This window comes from Ruegeria sp. BHSA191, from assembly GCF_059613325.1.
Genome location: NZ_JBXWSH010000012.1, coordinates 73,178 through 89,707, shown reverse-complemented (window position 1 = coordinate 89,707; position 16,530 = coordinate 73,178). Strand labels below are relative to the sequence as shown.

At 61.1% G+C, this 16,530-nt stretch carries 18 protein-coding genes; 7 read left to right on the top strand and 11 right to left on the bottom strand.

The genetic code is table 11. The features are described from left to right. The 3 genes from AC2FNS_RS12785 to AC2FNS_RS12775 all read right to left on the bottom strand — a co-directional run bounded on the left by AC2FNS_RS12785 (position 1) and on the right by AC2FNS_RS12775 (position 3,052). Positions 1-840 carry a carbohydrate ABC transporter permease gene (locus AC2FNS_RS12785; protein WP_496683710.1) on the bottom strand — a complete coding sequence of 280 codons (840 nt, stop codon included), beginning with the start codon at positions 838-840 and terminating at the stop codon, positions 1-3. Continuing rightward, on the bottom strand, positions 837-1,682 hold the full coding sequence (locus AC2FNS_RS12780) for a carbohydrate ABC transporter permease (RefSeq protein WP_496711985.1): 846 nt from the start codon (positions 1,680-1,682) through the stop codon (positions 837-839). The genes AC2FNS_RS12785 and AC2FNS_RS12780 overlap by 4 nt, the downstream gene beginning before the upstream one ends. 101 nt (positions 1,683-1,783) lie before the next feature. Further along, a complete protein-coding gene (locus AC2FNS_RS12775; RefSeq protein WP_496685540.1) occupies positions 1,784-3,052 on the bottom strand; it encodes an ABC transporter substrate-binding protein in 1,269 nt (422 codons plus the stop codon). A 246-nt stretch (positions 3,053-3,298) separates the two neighbouring features. Here AC2FNS_RS12775 and AC2FNS_RS12770 point away from each other — a divergent pair, with 246 nt between their 5' ends. Beyond that, on the top strand, positions 3,299-4,345 hold the full coding sequence (locus AC2FNS_RS12770) for a LacI family DNA-binding transcriptional regulator (protein ID WP_496711983.1): 1,047 nt from the start codon (positions 3,299-3,301) through the stop codon (positions 4,343-4,345). Between the two features lie 41 nt (positions 4,346-4,386). On the opposite strand, the gene AC2FNS_RS12765 is transcribed toward AC2FNS_RS12770, so the two are convergent. The 7 genes from AC2FNS_RS12765 to AC2FNS_RS12735 all read right to left on the bottom strand — a co-directional run bounded on the left by AC2FNS_RS12765 (position 4,387) and on the right by AC2FNS_RS12735 (position 10,190). Beyond that, a complete protein-coding gene (locus AC2FNS_RS12765; protein WP_496711981.1) occupies positions 4,387-5,349 on the bottom strand; it encodes a 2-hydroxyacid dehydrogenase in 963 nt (320 codons plus the stop codon). A gap of 4 nt (positions 5,350-5,353) precedes the next feature. Further along, positions 5,354-5,548 carry a hypothetical protein gene (locus tag AC2FNS_RS12760; RefSeq protein ID WP_496685534.1) on the bottom strand — a complete coding sequence of 65 codons (195 nt, stop codon included), beginning with the start codon at positions 5,546-5,548 and terminating at the stop codon, positions 5,354-5,356. Between the two features lie 4 nt (positions 5,549-5,552). Next, entirely contained in the window at positions 5,553-6,908 is a 1,356-nt protein-coding gene (locus AC2FNS_RS12755; RefSeq protein WP_496711979.1) for an amidase, read from the bottom strand. Further along, the gene (locus AC2FNS_RS12750) at positions 6,905-8,269 is read right to left on the bottom strand and encodes a TRAP transporter large permease (RefSeq protein WP_496684519.1); all 1,365 of its coding nucleotides are present in this window, start codon (positions 8,267-8,269) and stop codon (positions 6,905-6,907) included. The genes AC2FNS_RS12755 and AC2FNS_RS12750 overlap by 4 nt, the downstream gene beginning before the upstream one ends. Continuing rightward, positions 8,262-8,870 carry a TRAP transporter small permease subunit gene (locus AC2FNS_RS12745; RefSeq protein WP_496685530.1) on the bottom strand — a complete coding sequence of 203 codons (609 nt, stop codon included), beginning with the start codon at positions 8,868-8,870 and terminating at the stop codon, positions 8,262-8,264. Before AC2FNS_RS12745 ends, AC2FNS_RS12750 begins: the two co-directional genes overlap by 8 nt. Positions 8,871-8,952: 82 nt before the next feature. Next, positions 8,953-10,047, bottom strand: a complete 1,095-nt coding sequence (locus AC2FNS_RS12740) for a TRAP transporter substrate-binding protein (RefSeq protein ID WP_496684525.1) — start codon at positions 10,045-10,047, stop codon at positions 8,953-8,955. Further along, positions 10,044-10,190 (bottom strand): hypothetical protein, encoded by a 147-nt coding sequence (locus AC2FNS_RS12735; RefSeq protein ID WP_496711977.1) that lies wholly within the window; start codon positions 10,188-10,190, stop codon positions 10,044-10,046. Before AC2FNS_RS12735 ends, AC2FNS_RS12740 begins: the two co-directional genes overlap by 4 nt. A 102-nt stretch (positions 10,191-10,292) precedes the next feature. On the opposite strand from AC2FNS_RS12735, the gene AC2FNS_RS12730 reads away from it, so the two are divergent. Then, positions 10,293-11,123, top strand: coding sequence for an IclR family transcriptional regulator (locus tag AC2FNS_RS12730; protein WP_496685526.1), 831 nt, complete (start codon positions 10,293-10,295; stop codon positions 11,121-11,123). A 6-nt stretch (positions 11,124-11,129) separates the two neighbouring features. Here the strand turns inward: AC2FNS_RS12730 and AC2FNS_RS12725 are convergent, their stop codons facing one another. Then, complete coding sequence (locus AC2FNS_RS12725) at positions 11,130-11,495, bottom strand: winged helix-turn-helix transcriptional regulator (protein ID WP_496685524.1); 366 nt, start codon at positions 11,493-11,495, stop codon at positions 11,130-11,132. Between the two features lie 125 nt (positions 11,496-11,620). Between AC2FNS_RS12725 and AC2FNS_RS12720 the strand changes: the two genes are divergently transcribed. The 5 genes from AC2FNS_RS12720 to AC2FNS_RS12700 all read left to right on the top strand — a co-directional run bounded on the left by AC2FNS_RS12720 (position 11,621) and on the right by AC2FNS_RS12700 (position 16,521). Then, a complete protein-coding gene (locus AC2FNS_RS12720; RefSeq protein WP_496711976.1) occupies positions 11,621-12,229 on the top strand; it encodes an NAD(P)H-dependent oxidoreductase in 609 nt (202 codons plus the stop codon). Continuing rightward, positions 12,216-12,935 carry a glutathione S-transferase family protein gene (locus AC2FNS_RS12715; RefSeq protein WP_496711975.1) on the top strand — a complete coding sequence of 240 codons (720 nt, stop codon included), beginning with the start codon at positions 12,216-12,218 and terminating at the stop codon, positions 12,933-12,935. Before AC2FNS_RS12720 ends, AC2FNS_RS12715 begins: the two co-directional genes overlap by 14 nt. Positions 12,936-13,158: 223 nt before the next feature. Further along, positions 13,159-15,138 (top strand): bifunctional 2',3'-cyclic-nucleotide 2'-phosphodiesterase/3'-nucleotidase, encoded by a 1,980-nt coding sequence (locus AC2FNS_RS12710; protein WP_496685519.1) that lies wholly within the window; start codon positions 13,159-13,161, stop codon positions 15,136-15,138. A gap of 317 nt (positions 15,139-15,455) precedes the next feature. Beyond that, positions 15,456-16,217, top strand: coding sequence for an urease accessory protein UreD (locus AC2FNS_RS12705; RefSeq protein ID WP_496727613.1), 762 nt, complete (start codon positions 15,456-15,458; stop codon positions 16,215-16,217). A gap of 1 nt (position 16,218) precedes the next feature. Beyond that, positions 16,219-16,521: an urease subunit gamma gene (locus tag AC2FNS_RS12700; protein WP_496684206.1), complete on the top strand. Its 303-nt coding sequence runs from the start codon at positions 16,219-16,221 to the stop codon at positions 16,519-16,521. Positions 16,522-16,530: the final 9 nt, after the last annotated feature.

Sequence of the window (16,530 nt, the reverse complement as noted above, 5' to 3'; positions counted from 1 at the left end):
TCAGCGGTTGGCGATGCCCCACATGGCGAACAGGTATTTGCGCACGGCGAAGATGAAGATCAGTGCCGGCACGACCAAGATGAAACCACCCGCGAATTTCAGATGCAGCGGGGAGGTGTCGAGGTTCTGCAGCAGAAAGGCCGTCAGGGTCCGGTTCTCGATCGTCAGGACGGCGGCGGCAAACACCTCGTTCCAAGAGATCACGAAGGCGAAGATGGCCGAGGCCGTGATCCCCGGCAGGATCAGCGGCAGCACCACCTTGGTGAAGGCGGTCAGCCGGGTGCAACCCAGCGTCCAAGCGGCCTCTTCCAGTTCCAGCGGGATGCCGGAAAACAGCGAAAAGGTGATCAGCACCGCAAATGGGAGCGCCAGCGTGGTGTGCACAAGGGACAGGCCGAATACCGTGTCATCCAGCCCCGTCTGGATGAACATCACCGCCAAGGGCAGCGCCAGCAGCGGCAGCGGAAAGGCACGGGTCAGCAGGATCAGCAGGCGGAACGCCTCTTTCCCGCGAAAGTCGAACCGCGACAGGGCATAGCCTGCCGGCGCGCCGATCAGGATCGACATGATCATCGTCAGCCCGGCCACCAGGATCGAGTTTTTGAGCGCGGTCAGGATGCCCGCGAAACCCGCAAAGAACCCCAGGCTGCCCAAGTCGAATTCGGGGATGAAGGGCTTGGGGAAACTGTTCACCGTTTCCGGCGAGGACAGCGTGTTGATCAGCAGGAAATATAGCGGCACCAGCACCCAGGCGCACAGCAGCACCACCGCGGCGATGTAGACATAGCGTCCGGCCCGGCGCGTATCGGGCGCGGAGACATCGGTCGTGACGGTCGTCATATCGTGGCTCCTTTCGGGACACGCAGGGCGCGCAGGATGATCAGGGTGAACCCGATCGAGATGGCGAGGATGATCAGCGCCATCGCCGCCGCCGCGCCGCTGTCAAGCAGGTCGAACTGATAGGCGTAGGTTTCGCTCATGAGGACGGGGAACAGGGTGCCGCCCAGGGCCAGCACCACGGCGAACACCTCGAAGGCCAGGATCACGCGCAGCACCAGTGCCGTCTGCAACGACGGGCGCAGCAGCGGCAGGGTGATGCGGGTGAAGCGTTTCCAGGGTGAGGCGCCAAAGACCTCGGCCGCCTCGTAATATTCCTTGGGGATCAGGCCGATCCCGGCCACCAGGATCACCAGCATGATCGCGGTGGCGCGCCAGATCTCGGCCAGGGCTATGGCCAGGAACACCACGCCGGGGTGCTGATAGCTGAGGAAATTCACCGGCCGGTCCACCACGCCCAGCCCAGCAAGCATGGAGTTCAAAAAACCCGACTGTTCGAAGATTGCCAGCCAGATGATGCCCGCTGCCAGATCCGAGATACCCAGCGGGATGGTCCACACATACAGCACCAGATCGCGCCCGCGCTGCATCTTGTTGACCATGGTGGCCATCAGCAACGCCAGCGCCAGTTGCACTGGAACCACCGCCGCCGCCAGCAGCAGCGTGTTCTGCAACGAGATCGGGAATTTCCAGTACCCGACCACCTGCCGGAAATTGTCCAGCGTGAATCCGTCCCCGGTGTTGAAGGCCTGTTTGGCGACCAGAACGAAAGGATACAGGAAGAACAGACACAGAAACGCCGTCACGGGCAGGATCAGCACATAGGGCAACACACGAGCGTTCATCTGATCGCTCCTTTCCTTGCGGAAGTTCCGGTGGTTTCGGGCAGAGAGTTCGGGGGACACCGGGCCCGCGTCAAGCCCGGTGTCGGGATCAGGTCAGACCCTTATTCGACGGGGCATGGACCGTCCGAAGGCGCATCCGGAGCCCAGCAGGGCGCGCCGGTTTCCTGCATGATCGCCTCCAGCGCGCCTTTCTGATCGTCCAGCACGGTGCGGATGTCCTGACCGGCCAGCACGATCCGCTCGAACGCATCGGTATAGACACGGTTGAAGTCACCGCCCTTGTCGCCCAGTCCCGCGGGCAGCAGACCGGGGTTGGCATCGGCCGAGCCGCTCATCTTGGCGACCGCGTCGCCTGCGGCCTTGACGGCCGGCGGCAGGTCCGCGGGCAGGTCAACCGCGACGACCGGGAAGAAGTTGGTGGCACGCAGCGTGGCGATCTGGGTTTCCGGCTTCATCATGTAGGCGACCAGAGCTTTGGACGCTTTCATGTCCGGTGCGGTTTTGGGGATCGCAACCCCAGCCAGAACCGGCATGAAGCCGCGCCCGGTCGGGCCCGCCGGGGCCGGGAAGGCCACGAAGTCATCAGGCCGCTCGTTGAAGGCCTGCGCCAGACGCGAGGTGTGGTCGAACACGATCCAGGCATCGCCCGAAAGCAGCTGTTCCTGCATGAACGAAAAATTGGTCGAGGCCGGGTTGGTATGTGCCCACAGCTCGCGGAATTTTTCCCACGCGGTTACGGCTTCATCGCTGGCAAAGGTCCGCACCACGCCGTTCGTATAGGACGGGTACAGATAACCCTGGAAGAAGCGGTGCTTCAGGCCCTTGGGTCCGGCCGGAAAGCCGAATTTCGGCTCGCCCGCAGCCTCATGCGCGTTGGCGGCCCATTCGATCAACTGGTCATAGGTCAGCGCATTGATGTCGGCACCTTCGGGCAGGTACTGCAGCGCCTCCTTGTTGGCCGCCATGATATAGCTGGCCTGCATCCAGGGGATGTATTGCAGGCTGTTAGTACCCAGCTTGGCCAGTTCGTTGAACGTGTCCGAGGCCGAAGCGATACCCAGATCATCCAGGTCGACCAGATCATCGGGGTTCATTGCCGAGAAGTCGCCATGCAGTGCGCCCAGCACGCCGATCGTGCCCGAGCCGGCCTGCAATTCGGCCTGCAGACGCGTCAGCCAGGGGCCGCCGTCATTGGGCTGGTAGTCCACGCCACCCTCGAAGCCTGAAAGAACCTGTTCGCGCATGGCCTGCGCCTCTTCGACCGGCTTGGCCTGCGTCGACCAGAACAGAACCTCGGCCTGCGCCACGTTTGTGGCCAGGGCCAGAACAAGGCCGGATGCGGCACCGACCAGCTTGGATTGAATTGACATGGACTCCTCCCAGAGTTTCGATTGGGCCTTTCGCCCGTTCTGCCTGGTGGGGTCGGTTTGCTGTGCGTGTCGAGCAGCGACTCACCCCAAGCGATGCGGTCAGCATGGTATAACGATATATCTTACGTCAACGAATTTTTGCCAATCGGTTGGCCCGATGTTTTGAAGTTCGCAGGAATTGCAAGTTGCAATACCCATGCGGGTTGGGCATTTTGATGATGCAACGATATACCAAAAGTCCGAGTAATGCCCGCCAAACCCACCCTCGCCAGTGTCGCCAAAGCCGCCGGAGTCTCGATCCCGACGGTCAGCCAGGTGATGCGCGGCACCGGACGGATTTCCGAGCAGACCCGCAAGAAAGTGCTGCAGGCGGCCGAGGCCTTGCACTATGTCACTGACTCGCGCGCGGCGTCGATGCGGTCGGGCGAGAACCGGGAAATCGGGTTCGTTCTGAACCAGTTCGCAAACCCGTTCAACGCCGAAGTGGTCAGTGGTGCGGTCGAGTTGCTGGAGGCCGAGGGGTATCTGGTTTCTATCCTGGATACACGCGACGACGCGGACCGTCAGGGCAGGCAACTGCGGGATTTCATCCGCAACGGGCGCGGCGCCCTGCTGTGGGTACCTGCGCTGGAAACCAGCGCGCAGACGCTGGACCTGCTGCGCACCCATCGGGTTCCCACGGTGACCTTTCTGCGTCACATCAGCCCCGATTTCGACCATGTCGGCATCCGCAATGCTGAGGCGACCGAAACGGCCACGCATCATCTGGCCGACCTGGGCCACAGGCACATCGCGTTTTTCGGCGGCACCGGCATGAACCCGGTCCGCAAGGACCGGATCGCCGGGTATCAACGCGCCGTTCAGGCCAGATCGCTGGCCGCGCCTGTCATCTGGCCCTCGCCCGATACTAAGCGCGCGGGGATGGAGCAGATGCTGAAGCTGCGCGACGCCCATCCCGAGGTGACCGCCATCGTCTGCAACGGCGACATGGTCGCCCTGGGTGCCTGTTACGGGTTGATGCGCGCCGGCCTGGAGCCCGGGCGCGACGTGTCGATCATCGGATTTGACGATACCGAGGACGCCTCGGTCGCGATCCCGGCCCTCAGCACCATGGCGGTTTCGCCCAAAAAGCTGGGCCGCAGACTGGCACGAACCTTGCTGGACCGGATCAATGATCCGGACATGCCTGCCACCGTTTCCGAGATCTCGGCCCGCTTCATCGCGCGCGAAACCACCGGGCCGGTCGCCCAGAAGCGTCAGACCGATCCGAACGGGAACACTTCCCGGCTTTGAACTGCGGCAATGATCGAGACATCCGCAGCCTTCAGGTCGCCTTACACCAGATCCCGAGGGGTTTTGCCGGCAAAGAAAGCGTCCAGATTGTCGAGAGCACGAAACCCCATCGCATCGCGCGTCGTGGTCGTGGCGCTTCCGATATGCGGGAGCATGAAGATGTTTTCGTACGGCGCAAAACCCGGGTTTCCGCCCGGTTCGGTTGCAAAGCAATCAAGTCCGGCCGCCGCCAGCTTGCCGCTTTTGATCGCGTTCAGCAGGGCATCCTCATCCACCAGCGCGCCGCGCGCCGAATTCACAAGCACGGCGCCATCCGGCAAAGCGGCAACCCGCTCGGCGTTCATCAGGTTCGTGGTGTCCGGCGTCGCGGGGCAATGCAAGGACAGGAAATCCGCAACAGGTAGCAAGCTGTCGAGACTGGCATGATAGATTGCGCCCTGCTCCAGGTCCGGTGACAAGCGCGTGCGGTTGAAATAGTGGATTTGCATGTCGAATCCGCGGGCCTTGGCTGCAAAAGCCCGCCCAACGCGCCCCATACCGATGATCCCCAGGCGGGCCCCGGTCACCTGTTTGCCCACCATGAACGACGGACTCCAGCTGTTCCATCCGCCGCTACGAACCAACCGGTCCCCCTCGACCGCACGGCGGGCAGCCCCAAGCATCAACAGCATCGCCAGCTCGGCCGTGGCGTCCGAGAGAACGTCCGGGGTATTGGTCACCACGACTCCACGGGCGGCAAGCGCCGCCAGATCGCAATGATCGACACCCACCGAGTGGTTGGCGATGATCTTCAGCCGCGGATCCAACTGGGCTACGACCTCGGCAGTGAAATGCTCGGAATGGCAGGGCATCATCGCATCGACCTGCGCACTCATCCTGATGATATCGTCGGCTGTGCCGGGTGTGTCCGCGTCGTTCAGCACCACCTCATAGTCGCGTCGCGCCCGAGCGATCGTTGCATCAGACACACGACGCGGAAGCCACAGGACGGGTTTGTCGCTCATGGCGTCAGTCCTTCTTGATGGCATCTTCCCAGAAGTTGTACAGCGCCAGCGCGATCACGAAGATCGCGATCACCAGAAACGGAAACCCGCCCCAAAACCCGGCAAACCCGGTCGAGATGCTGTGGGCAAGGCCCAGAACAAAGGCCATCATCAACCCGGTTCCGATCACGGCCATGATTATGTTCGTCAAGCGCGACATGATTTCATACTCCTGTTTCTGGCCCGGCGGCGAGTTGGCGCTGCAACCAAGCGGCTGTGCGCAGAAGCCTGTCATCCTCTTCGGCGGCCCCAACCAACTGGACCCCGACCGGGAGGTCATTTTCACCAACCAGCAAGGGAAGGCTCAGACAGGGCAGGCCGGCCAGCGTCCACGTCAGGCAAAACACGGAATCGCCGGTATGGCCGGCGCTGAGCAGGGGCGCCTGCCCCGTTGCCGCCGGTGCGATGACCGCATCGTAATCGTTGAAAAAGTTTGCGAAAAACTCCTGAGCCGAGGCCATGATGCCCAAGGCATCTTCGTATTGCGCCGCACTGATCTTATGGCCCCGGATGATGGCCTCGTGCATCTCGGCGCTGATCCTGTCGGGATCGCTTGCGGCAATCTCGGCCATGTTCTGGCTGATCTCATGGTCGTAGATCACTTTATGAACGTTTGCCAGATCAGCCAGCTGTGCCGAGGCCGGAATGCGTTCGACGCGCCCGTCGAGGGCGTCGACGACGGCGTTCAGGCCTTCGGCCGCATCTTCGTCAAGACGCTCGTTGAAGGGAAAGTCCAGCCACACAAAATCGGGCTCGACCGGGGCTTCAGCCCTCGCGCCGGCCAGCATCTCGCCGCGCGGTCGGGCAAAGCTGGCGGGGTCGGTCTGGTCATAGCCGGACACCGCGTCGATCAACAGCGCCGCATCTTCGAGCGAGTTGGCAAAGCCGCCGATCTGATCGAGCGAGACCGAGGTGCGGAACACACCGCTGCGCGAGATCGTGCCACGGGTGGGCTTGATGCCGAAGACCCCGCAGAACGAGGCGGGACGAATCACCGATCCACCTGTCTGCGTTCCAATCGCCAGCGGCACATGCCGCGCAGCCACGGCGGCGGCCGAACCGCTGGATGAACCGCCCGGTGAACGGGTGGGATCAAACGGGTTGGTCGTGTCGGTCGGGTGCATGAAGGCAAATTCAGTGGTTTTTGTTTTGCCCAAGATCACCGCACCGGAGTCACGCAGACGTTCGACCAACCGTGCGTCGGCATCAGGTTGGCGACCGGCGAACACCGCGCTGCCCCGTTGGGTCGGCATGTCGCGGGTGTCCACGATATCCTTCAGGCCAACCGGAACGCCATGCAGTTTTCCAGTCGGTCGCCCGGCTTTGCGAATGCGGTCCAATTCCCGCGCCTGATCCAGCGCCGATCCCGCATCCAGATAAGCCCAGGCGCGGATCGCCGGCTCAGTCTGTTCGATCCTTTCAAGGCAGGCCTCGACCAATGCCTGTGACGTGATCCGGCCTGCTCGGATGGCATCGGCGGCGTGAACCGCCGAAAGCAGGGTCAGGTCGTGTTTCGTCATGGCACCCACACACCGAACAGATAGTCCGGGAACCACAACGCAATGCCCGGAAACTGGTACATCAGCACCATGCACAGGATCACGATCGCCAGATAGGGCATCAGCCCGCGGAAGATCTCCATCAGTTCGATCTGCGACTTCAGAACCCCCTTCAGGTAATAGGCTGACATCGCCATTGGCGGGGTCAAGAAAGAGGTTTGAAGGTTCAGGGCAACGAGCATCGCAAAGAAATACGGGTTCACCCCAAAGGTCTCTAGCATCGGCAGGAAAATCGGCACGAAGATGATCAGGATCTCGGACCATTCTAGCGGCCAGCCGAGCAGAAAGATGATCAACTGCGCCAGAACCAGGAACTGCCAAGGCTGCAGGTTCATGCCAACGACCCAGTGTTCGATGACGTCATGCCCCCCGAGATAGGAAAACACTGACGCGAAAGTCCACGATCCGACGAACAGCCAACAGACCATCGCCGTCGCCTTGGCGGTCAGAAAGACGCTTTGCTTGACTTTATCCCAGGTCAGGGACCGATAGATCATGGCCAAAACCAACCCGCCGAGCGCACCCATCGCAGCCGCCTCGGCCGGAGTTGCAAGCCCGCCCAGGATCGAGCCGAGGACCAGCAAGATCAGCACGGTCAGCGGCACGAAGGAAACCAAGAGATCCATATAGATCTGACGTTTGGGCGGGATGTCCCCCTCGGCCGGCTTTGGGGCCAGCGACGGGTTCAGCCATACCCGCACCATCACGTATACGATGTACAATCCTGCCAGCATCAGGCCAGGAAATACGGCGGCGGCATAGAGGCGCAGTGGTGACAACTCTGCGATTGCCGCATAGACGATCAACATGATCGATGGCGGGATCAGAATTCCGAGCGTTCCGCCGGCACAAATGACGCCGGCCGCAAAGCTGCGCTGGTATCCGGCATTGGCCATCGCCGGATAGGCCAAAAGACCCATCAGCGTGACCACTGCCCCCACGATCCCCGACGCGGTCGAAAACACCGCGCAAGTCATCAGGGCAGCGATTGCCAGCGACCCCGGCAGGTTTCGAGCCGCCATATACAGCGAGAAGAACAATCGGTCGACGATATTGGCCCGTTCAACCACGTATCCCATGAACAGAAACAAAGGGATGGCGACCAGCGTGTCATTTTCCATCACCGAATAAGTGTTCTGGTTCAGCAAGTAGAATATGTTGTTGTTGAAGATGTCCGAAATGGTTTCGGGGGCGGATTGGTAGTATGCATAGTACCCAAAACCCACGCCCATCGCCAAAAGCGTGAACGCGATCGGAAAGCCCAGCAGTACCAGTACGATGAACAGGCTGAGCATGAGGATGGCGACTTGAGGATCAGTCATCGCTGCGCCCTCCTTTCTCGGTACGGGTCGCATTCAGACGGTCGATGGTTTCGTCCATCAGCATGTCTTCGGTTTCACGGACATCATCCAGACGCGGCAGCCATTCGCCATCGCGCATGGCCAACCAACACCGGCCCATCTCGGCCAGGCCCTGGACCATCAGCAAAAAGCCCGCAAGCGGGATCAGGGTTTTGAAGAAATAGATCTGAATCCGCGCGGGGCTGTTCCAGCTCACTTCCTTGTAGCGCCAGCTGTCGGCTGCGATTTCCCAGCCGTACCAGAACAGGGCAAACATACCCGGGAAAAAGAACAGGATGTACAGAACGAAATCGACCCGCGCCTGCCAGCGGACGGAAAACAGTCTGTAAAGGACGTCGCCCCGGACATGCGCGTCCTGGGCCAACGCATAGGCGCCTGCCATCAGAAACAGCGCGCCATACATCTGTACCATCATGTCGAACGCCCATACGGTCGGGCTGTTGAGCACATAGCGCACGAAGACTTCGTACGATACAGAAAGCGTCAATATCAGAATGCACCACCCGAAGGCCTTGCCGACCCATTGGCTCAGCCCTTCGATGGCGTGGATTGTTTTGATCAAGGTCCGTCCCTCGCCTGTTCTACCCCGTATTAGGATGCCGCGCGCGGGGCGCGACCTCCTTTGGTGCTACTGACGTCGTTGGTCAGCTGAAGTAGTGCTTATAGGCCAGCTTGTAGTCGGGCTGGTTCAGGTTCAGATAGTTCATGACCGTCTTGGCATAGGCCTTCTGGCTTTCGATGACCTTGGCAAAGAACGGGTCCTCGCCTGAAATCCGCTCGACCACCACGTCCCACGCATCCAGCTGCGCCTGCATGACGCTGTCGGGCGTACGATAGACGTTCACGCCCTGCTCTTCGGCCAGCTTTACCAGATCTTCCGAGTAGCGCTTGGTGTTGTGCCAATAGAAGTTCGAGTTCTCGGCCTCGGAGGCGTATTTCAGAATTGCCTGAAGCTCGGGCGACAGGGCGTTGTACTTGTCCTTGTTGAACGTGACCTCGAAGAATTCCTGGCTCTGGTGGAACGAGGCCAGATGGTAATGTTTCGATACGTCCTGCATGCCGAAGTCGCGGTCTGATGTCGGGTTGTTGAACTCGGCCGCGTCGATCAGGCCCGACTTCATCGCAGGCTGAATCTCGCCACCCGGCAGCTGCACCACAGACATGCCCATTTCCAACAGAACATCCGCCGCCAATCCGACGGTCCGGTATTTCAGACCGTTCATCTGGTCGGCGCTGGTGATCTGCTCTTTGAACCACCCCAGCGGCTGCGCCGGCATGGGCGAGTTGAAGAACGACACGACGTTCAGACCCAAGTTGGCCATCAATTCGTCGAACAGTTCCTGACCGCCGCCGTAATAGACCCAACCCAGAACTTCTTGGCTGGACCAGCCAAAACAGGGGCCAGTCCCAAACAGAGAGGCCGTTTTGGATTTCGAATACCAATAGGCCGGCACGTAATGGGCCGCATCCAGAACACCGCGGTGAACCGCGTCCTGCATCTGGCTGGTCTTCACGACCGAGTTCACGGGCAGCAGTTCGATGGTCAGGCGGCCTCCCGTCATCTCGTTGACACGGTTCACATAGGATTGAGCATTTTCAAGAAAGATGCCGCCGCCCCAGGCCGCCTGCATCTTGAGTGTGGTTCCCTCCTGCGCGTGTACCGCGGGTGCCGCAAGCGCACCTGCGCCCACAACGGCCGACCCGCGCAGAAAATTTCTGCGGTTCAAAGATTTTGTCATGTTTCCTCCCTTGGTTGGGCACTGACCGTTTGCGCGGTGCTGGCTCCGATCCGCCCTCCTGCGGATGCCTCAACGATAAGCCAGAATCCCATTTTTTCAAAAGATTTTGGAAATACCTGAAAAAAAGGCAGAAAAAATCTCATAACATTATGTTTTTGAACACTATTATATTTTTCATTTTTTTACTGTGCTCTGGCCGCTAAGTTAAAGGGACACGAATTTGACGAATTGATGCTTGGATTTCCATGACCGAACAAACGCCCGCCGCGCGCCGAGGACGTCCGCGCAGGAAATCTCCGATGGAAACGAACGATGTCTCGCCGGTGATGGCGCTGGACCGCGGACTGCGTATCTTTTCGTGTTTGGCGGACATGCGCCGGGCGTCGCTTTCGGCGATTTCGACCGAGACCGGAATTCCGGCGCCAACTGTGCACAGGGCTTTGGCAACACTCCAAAATCGGGGTTTGGTGTCCCAGGACGGGACAGACGGAATGTGGCGCATCGGGCCACAGGCATACCGGATCGGCAACGCGTTTGAGCCCGGCTCGAACCTTCTTGAAATCGCACCGCCCGTCATGCGCACCCTCGCGGCGGAGACAGGCGAAACCGCCAATCTGGCCATCGAGAACGGAGGAGCGTTGCTGTACCTGGTTCAAGTCGAATCGGACAACCCGATCCGCGCCTCGATAAAGAACGGTACCACCACCAAGTTTCACACATCAGGTGTTGGCAAAATAATAATGGCACACATGGACCCCGGTCGTCTTGAGACCCTACTGCGCAAGTCGAAACTCGAGGCCCAGACACCGAAATCAATCACCGATGTCGCGCAATTGAAGCACGAACTGCAAAGATGCAGGGCACAAGGCTGGGCGATTGACGATGAAGAGCGCTTTCTGGGTATGCGTTGTATTGCGGCACCCATTTTCGATGTTTTGGGGCGCGTGATTGCCGGCCTGTCCATTTCCGGGCCCACAACCCGTTTTTCGGACGCCCAGCTTGAGGCGATGGCTGCTCGCGTCACGCGCGCCGCAGCCCAGATCTCCAACGGTTTGCAACAATCCCCCGAGGCATAGCGCCAGTCAGGTTTCACCGCCTGGTAATGTTTCGGTCCATTTCCGCAGCTCGTCTAGAAAACCGAGTGCAGTGCGCCCCAAATCCGTAACGGAATATTGCACCGAAACCGGCGAGGTTTCGAGCACTTGGCGGTGAACCAGCCCTTGTTGCTCCAATTGCCGCAGGCGTTCGGCGATCATCTTTTTGCTGGCCCCACCGATCATCCGCGAAAGGTCATTGAAACGCACCGGCTCGTCTTTGAGGTGCCATAGGATTGACCCGGTCCACTTGCCGCCGATGATCCGCATGCCGCGTTCGATGGGGCATGGTTCGCGGCACGCATCCACCGCTTGCCGCTTTCCTTGGTCGTCCTGTTCGATACGGGCACGCATCGCCTTCTCCAATCCAGTAGGTTACTAAAAGTAAACTGGTTGCAATTCCTCACTACTGTTCTCAAGTTCGGTTTCACCCCGGCCAAAGTCAAGGGGCAAGCAGTTTCAAAACCAAGGATATGAAGATGAGCAAGATCCAGATCGTGAACGGTACGCAGCCTTACGAGTTCGCACCTGGCCGCCTGAATGCGTCGCTGGTGCAACGGGCGCAGGACGCACTGGCCGGTATGGGCCACGAGGTGCGTATGACCACGGTTGCCGAAGGGTACGACATCAACACCGAGATCGACGCGCATGTCTGGGCGGATGTGGTCATCATGCAGTTTCCGGTGAACTGGATGGGTGTACCGTGGGTGTTCAAGAAATACATCGACGAGGTCTACACCGCGGGCATGGACGGCCGGTTGCTGGCCGGCGACGGCCGGACCGCCGAGGCGCCCAAAGCCAACTACGGCACCGGTGGCCTGCTGTACGGAACGAAATACATGCTGTCGGTCACCTTCAACGCCCCGCGTGAGGCGTTCGACAACCCGGCCGAGCCGTTCTTTGCCGGGGCCAGCGTCGACGACCTGCTGTGGCCCATGCACCTGAACGCCAAGTTTCTGGCGATGCAGCCTTTGCCCACCTTCGCGGCCTTCGACGTGATGAAGAACCCCCGGATCGAACAGGATTTCCAGAGGTTCGACGCGCATCTGAAAGAGCATTTCGAGGAGATCGCGCATGTCGCGGCCTGACATTCACCTGTACACCGCGGCCACGATGAATGGCTACAAACCGGTGATCTTCTTGGAAGAGGCAGGCGTGCCCTACGACCTAACCCCCATCGACTTTTCCAAACAGGAACAAAAGACGCCGGCGTTCTTGTCGCTGAACCCCAACGGCAAGATTCCGGTGATCGAGGACCGAGAAGAAGGACGGGCGATTTTCGAAAGCGGCGCAATCCTGTGGCACCTCGCGCAGAAATACGGTCGATTCCTGCCCTCTGACCCCGTGCAGCAGTCCGAGGTGATGCAATGGATGCTGTTCCAGGTCGGACATGTGGGTCCGATGATGGGCCAGGCGATGTATTTCCAGCATATTGCCGCCCCCAACGGCCATACCGAACCGTTCTCGATCCGCCGCTACGTGGACGAAAGCCGCCGCCTGATGGAGGTGATGAATGATCGCCTGAATGGGCGCGACTGGATCGCGGCGGGGCAATATACGATCGCGGACATGATGCTGTACCCCTGGGCGCGGGCCTATGTCTGGGCAAGGGTTCAGGTCGATGACCTTCCGCATCTGAACGCATGGTTCGACCGCATCGACGCCCGGCCCGCAGTTCAGAAGGCGCTGACCATTCCCAAGGCCAATCCTCAGTTCTGGGATGCCTCGGCTGATGCCAGTGCCTTTGCGCGGGAAAACGCCGCGCGGTTTGCTGGCGACGTGAAAAAAGACTGAGGCCGCGGCCCGGGCGCCCCAGCCTGGGCCCGCACCACGGCGCGTTAGGCGCCGCACCGCCCGAGCGCAGCTCAATGGCCGCGTGGACGCTTTACTCGGGTGTCAAAAGCGGTCAGTCTGAACCATCGGCGCGCCGGGTGATCCCCGCGGATCGCGCTGTCACATCATTGTCGTCATTAACATTCAGATGATGCGTCGACCAATTTATTTCGAGAGGTGCTTCATGACCCTATCCAGCAAATTCGCGATGTCGCGGCGTCAATTCCTGGCCACCACCACGGCCGGCGTCGCCATGGTTTCCCTGCACCCGTTTTCCGCCGCCGCCGCAAGCAACCAGGCGCATCTGCGGATCATGGAAACGACCGACATTCACGTTCACGTCTTTCCCTATGACTACTACGCCGACAAGCCGCGCGATACGGTAGGTCTGTCGCGCGCGGCCTCGATCATCAACCAGATCCGGGCCGAGGCCACAAACTCGATGCTGGTCGACAATGGCGACTTTCTTCAGGGCAACCCGATGGGCGACTACATCGCCTACGAGCGTGGCATGAACGATGGCGACACCCACCCGATCATCAACGCGTTCAACACGTTGGGTTATGATGCCGCGACGCTGGGCAACCACGAGTTCAACTATGGCCTGAGCTTTCTGGAAAAATCGCTGGCCGGGGCGCAGTTCCCGATCGTGCTGGCAAATATCGCCAAGGAACAGGGTGCAAATCCGCGCGCAGACAAGACGCTGGTGCAGCCCTATGTCATCCTCGACCGCGAGATCGAGCTGGGCGATGGCAGCAAGCAGCCGATCCGCATCGGCGTCATCGGCTTCACCCCGCCGCAGGTCATGAACTGGGACCGCCGCCACCTGGAAGGCAACGTGCAGGCCCGCGACATCGTCGAGACCGCCAAAGCCTTTGTGCCCGAGATGAAAGAGCAGGGCTGCGATCTGATCCTGGCCCTGTCGCATTCGGGCATCGGCGCGGCCGATCACGCGGACGGGATGGAGAACGCCTCGGTCCCGCTGGCCGGGGTCGATGGCATCGATGCGCTGGTGACCGGGCACAACCACCTGGTCTTCCCCTCGCCCACCTTCGCCGACCGTGCCGGCGTTGACGTGGACAAGGGCACGCTGATGGGCAAGCCGGCCGTCATGGGCGGGTTCTGGGGGTCGCATCTGGGCGTGCTTGACCTGCTGCTGGAACGCGACGGCAACGAATGGCGCGTGGTCACCACCACCTCCGAGGCCCGGCCGATTTCGAAGCGCAACGAAGACCGCTCGATCACCGCGCTGGTCGAGGACGACCCCAAGGTGCTGGCCTCGGTCGCGCAGGATCACGAGGAAACGCTGGCCTATGTGCGCCGCGCGGTGGGCAAGACCTCGGCCCCGCTGCACAGCTATTTCGCGCTGGTGGCCGACGACCCCTCGGTCCAGATCGTGTCGATCGCGCAAAAATGGTATATCGAAGAGATGCTGAAAGGCACCGAGCATGAGGGCCTGCCGATCCTGTCGGCCGCGGCACCTTTCAAGGCCGGTGGCCGGGGTGGCCCCGAATACTATACCGACGTCCCGGTGGGCGATGTGGCGATCAAGAACGTGGCCGATCTGTATCTCTATCCCAACACCGTGCGCGCGGTTCGCGTGAACGGCGCGCAATTGCGCGGCTGGCTGGAGCGTTCGGCCGGGATGTTCAACCAGATCGAGCCGGGTGCCAAGGATGCGCTGCTGCTGAACCCCGAATTCCCGTCCTACAATTTCGACGTGATCGACGGTGTGACCTATCAGATCGACCTGTCTCAGCCCTCGCGCTTTGGCCCAAAGGGCGAAGAGGTCAACCCCGACGCAGCGCGCGTCGTGAACTTGCAGTTCAACGGTGCTCCGGTGACCGACGACATGGAGTTCATCATTGCCACCAACAACTACCGCGCTTCGGGCGGCGGATCGTTCCCGGGCGCGATGGGCGACACCATCGTGTTCGAGGCCCCCGACACCAACCGCGACGTGATCGTGCGCTATATCGTCGAGCAAGGCACGATCGACCCCAAGGCCGACGGCAACTGGTCCTTCGCACCGCTGGGCGACACCACAGTTCTGTTTGAAACCGGCCCCAAAGCGCGTGATTACATCAGCGACGTCAAAGGGTTGGCGCTGGAAGATGCAGGCAACGGGGCCGACGGTTTCGCGGCCTTCCGCATCACGCTCTGACCGACGACAGACACCGAATTGGGCGACCAACCTGGTCGCCCTTTTCTTTTGGCTTGGGGCTGATGGCCGGATTATCAAACGCGTTGGCTCTAAGCTTATTTTTCGGGCGATGGAGGAAATAGTGCCTGGTAAATGGGCTAACGAGTGTTCTGACCCAATTGCCTCTGCCGGGCTGCGCTGACTCGAGGAAATGGCTGTGGTGCTTTCGCATCCGACAGTCCTCTCGCCCGGAGCTTCCAATTACTTCTTTGTCCGCAATAACGCCCGCGCAAGCGATCGCCGCGCCTCCTCGTGCCGTCGGGCGGGGCGTGGTGTCCGTGGTTGGGCGCGCGAGCCGGACCAAGTTGCAGGACCTGCGCCAGCAAGGGTCGCTGAAGTTGCTGTTTCCACGGCGCGATGGCGCTGACATGCAGGCCGTGCTTGTCAATACCGCCGGCGGCGTCACCGGCGGAGACAGATTTGACCTGTCTGCCACCGCAGGGGCAGATTCGCGTCTGACCATAACCACGCAGGCGGCCGAGCGCGCTTATCGCGCGTCCGGAGCAGCTCCGGGCCAGCTTCGGACACATCTGACCGTGGCTACGGGCGGCCAGTTGAACTGGCTGCCGCAGGAAACCATCCTGTTCGATGGTTGCGCGATCGACCGCCGCCTGCGTGTCGATCTGGCCCCCGATGCCAGCATACTGCTGGTGGAATCCCTGATCTTCGGCCGCGCGGCGATGGGCGAGCAGGTCACATCGGCTCACTTCCAAGACCGCATCGAAATCTGGCGCGCGGGCCGACTGGCGCATCTGGACGCGCTGCGTTTGACCGGTGATCTGGCGGCAGAAATGGCCCGGCCGGGCGTTGGCGACGGCGCGGGCGCGCTCAGCAGCCTGATACTGATCCGCCCGGATGCCGCTGCGCATCTGGACCCGATCCGCGCGACCTTGCCTGACACCGGCGGCGTCAGCCTTGTGGGTGATGACATGCTGTTGATGCGCCTGCTGGCGCCCGACGGTTTCGCGCTGCGCCAGACCCTTGTGCCGATCCTGAACCGGCTGACCCGCAATTCCCTACCAAGACCCTGGATGATCTGACATGCAACTCTCGCCGCGTGAAAAAGACAAACTGCTGATCGCCATGGCCGCCGAGGTGGCGCGCAAGCGCCTGGCCCGGGGCGTGCGTCTGAACTACCCCGAGGCCATCGCGCTGATCACCGATGCCGTGGTCGAGGGCGCCCGCGACGGCCGCTCGGTCGCCGACATGATGGAGGCCGGCGCGCAGGTCGTCACCCGCGACCAGTGCATGGACGGCATCCCCGAGATGATCCACGAGGTGCAGGTCGAGGCGACGTTTCCCGACGGCACCAAGCTGGTCACCGTGCACAACCCCATCCGCTGAAGGAGATGA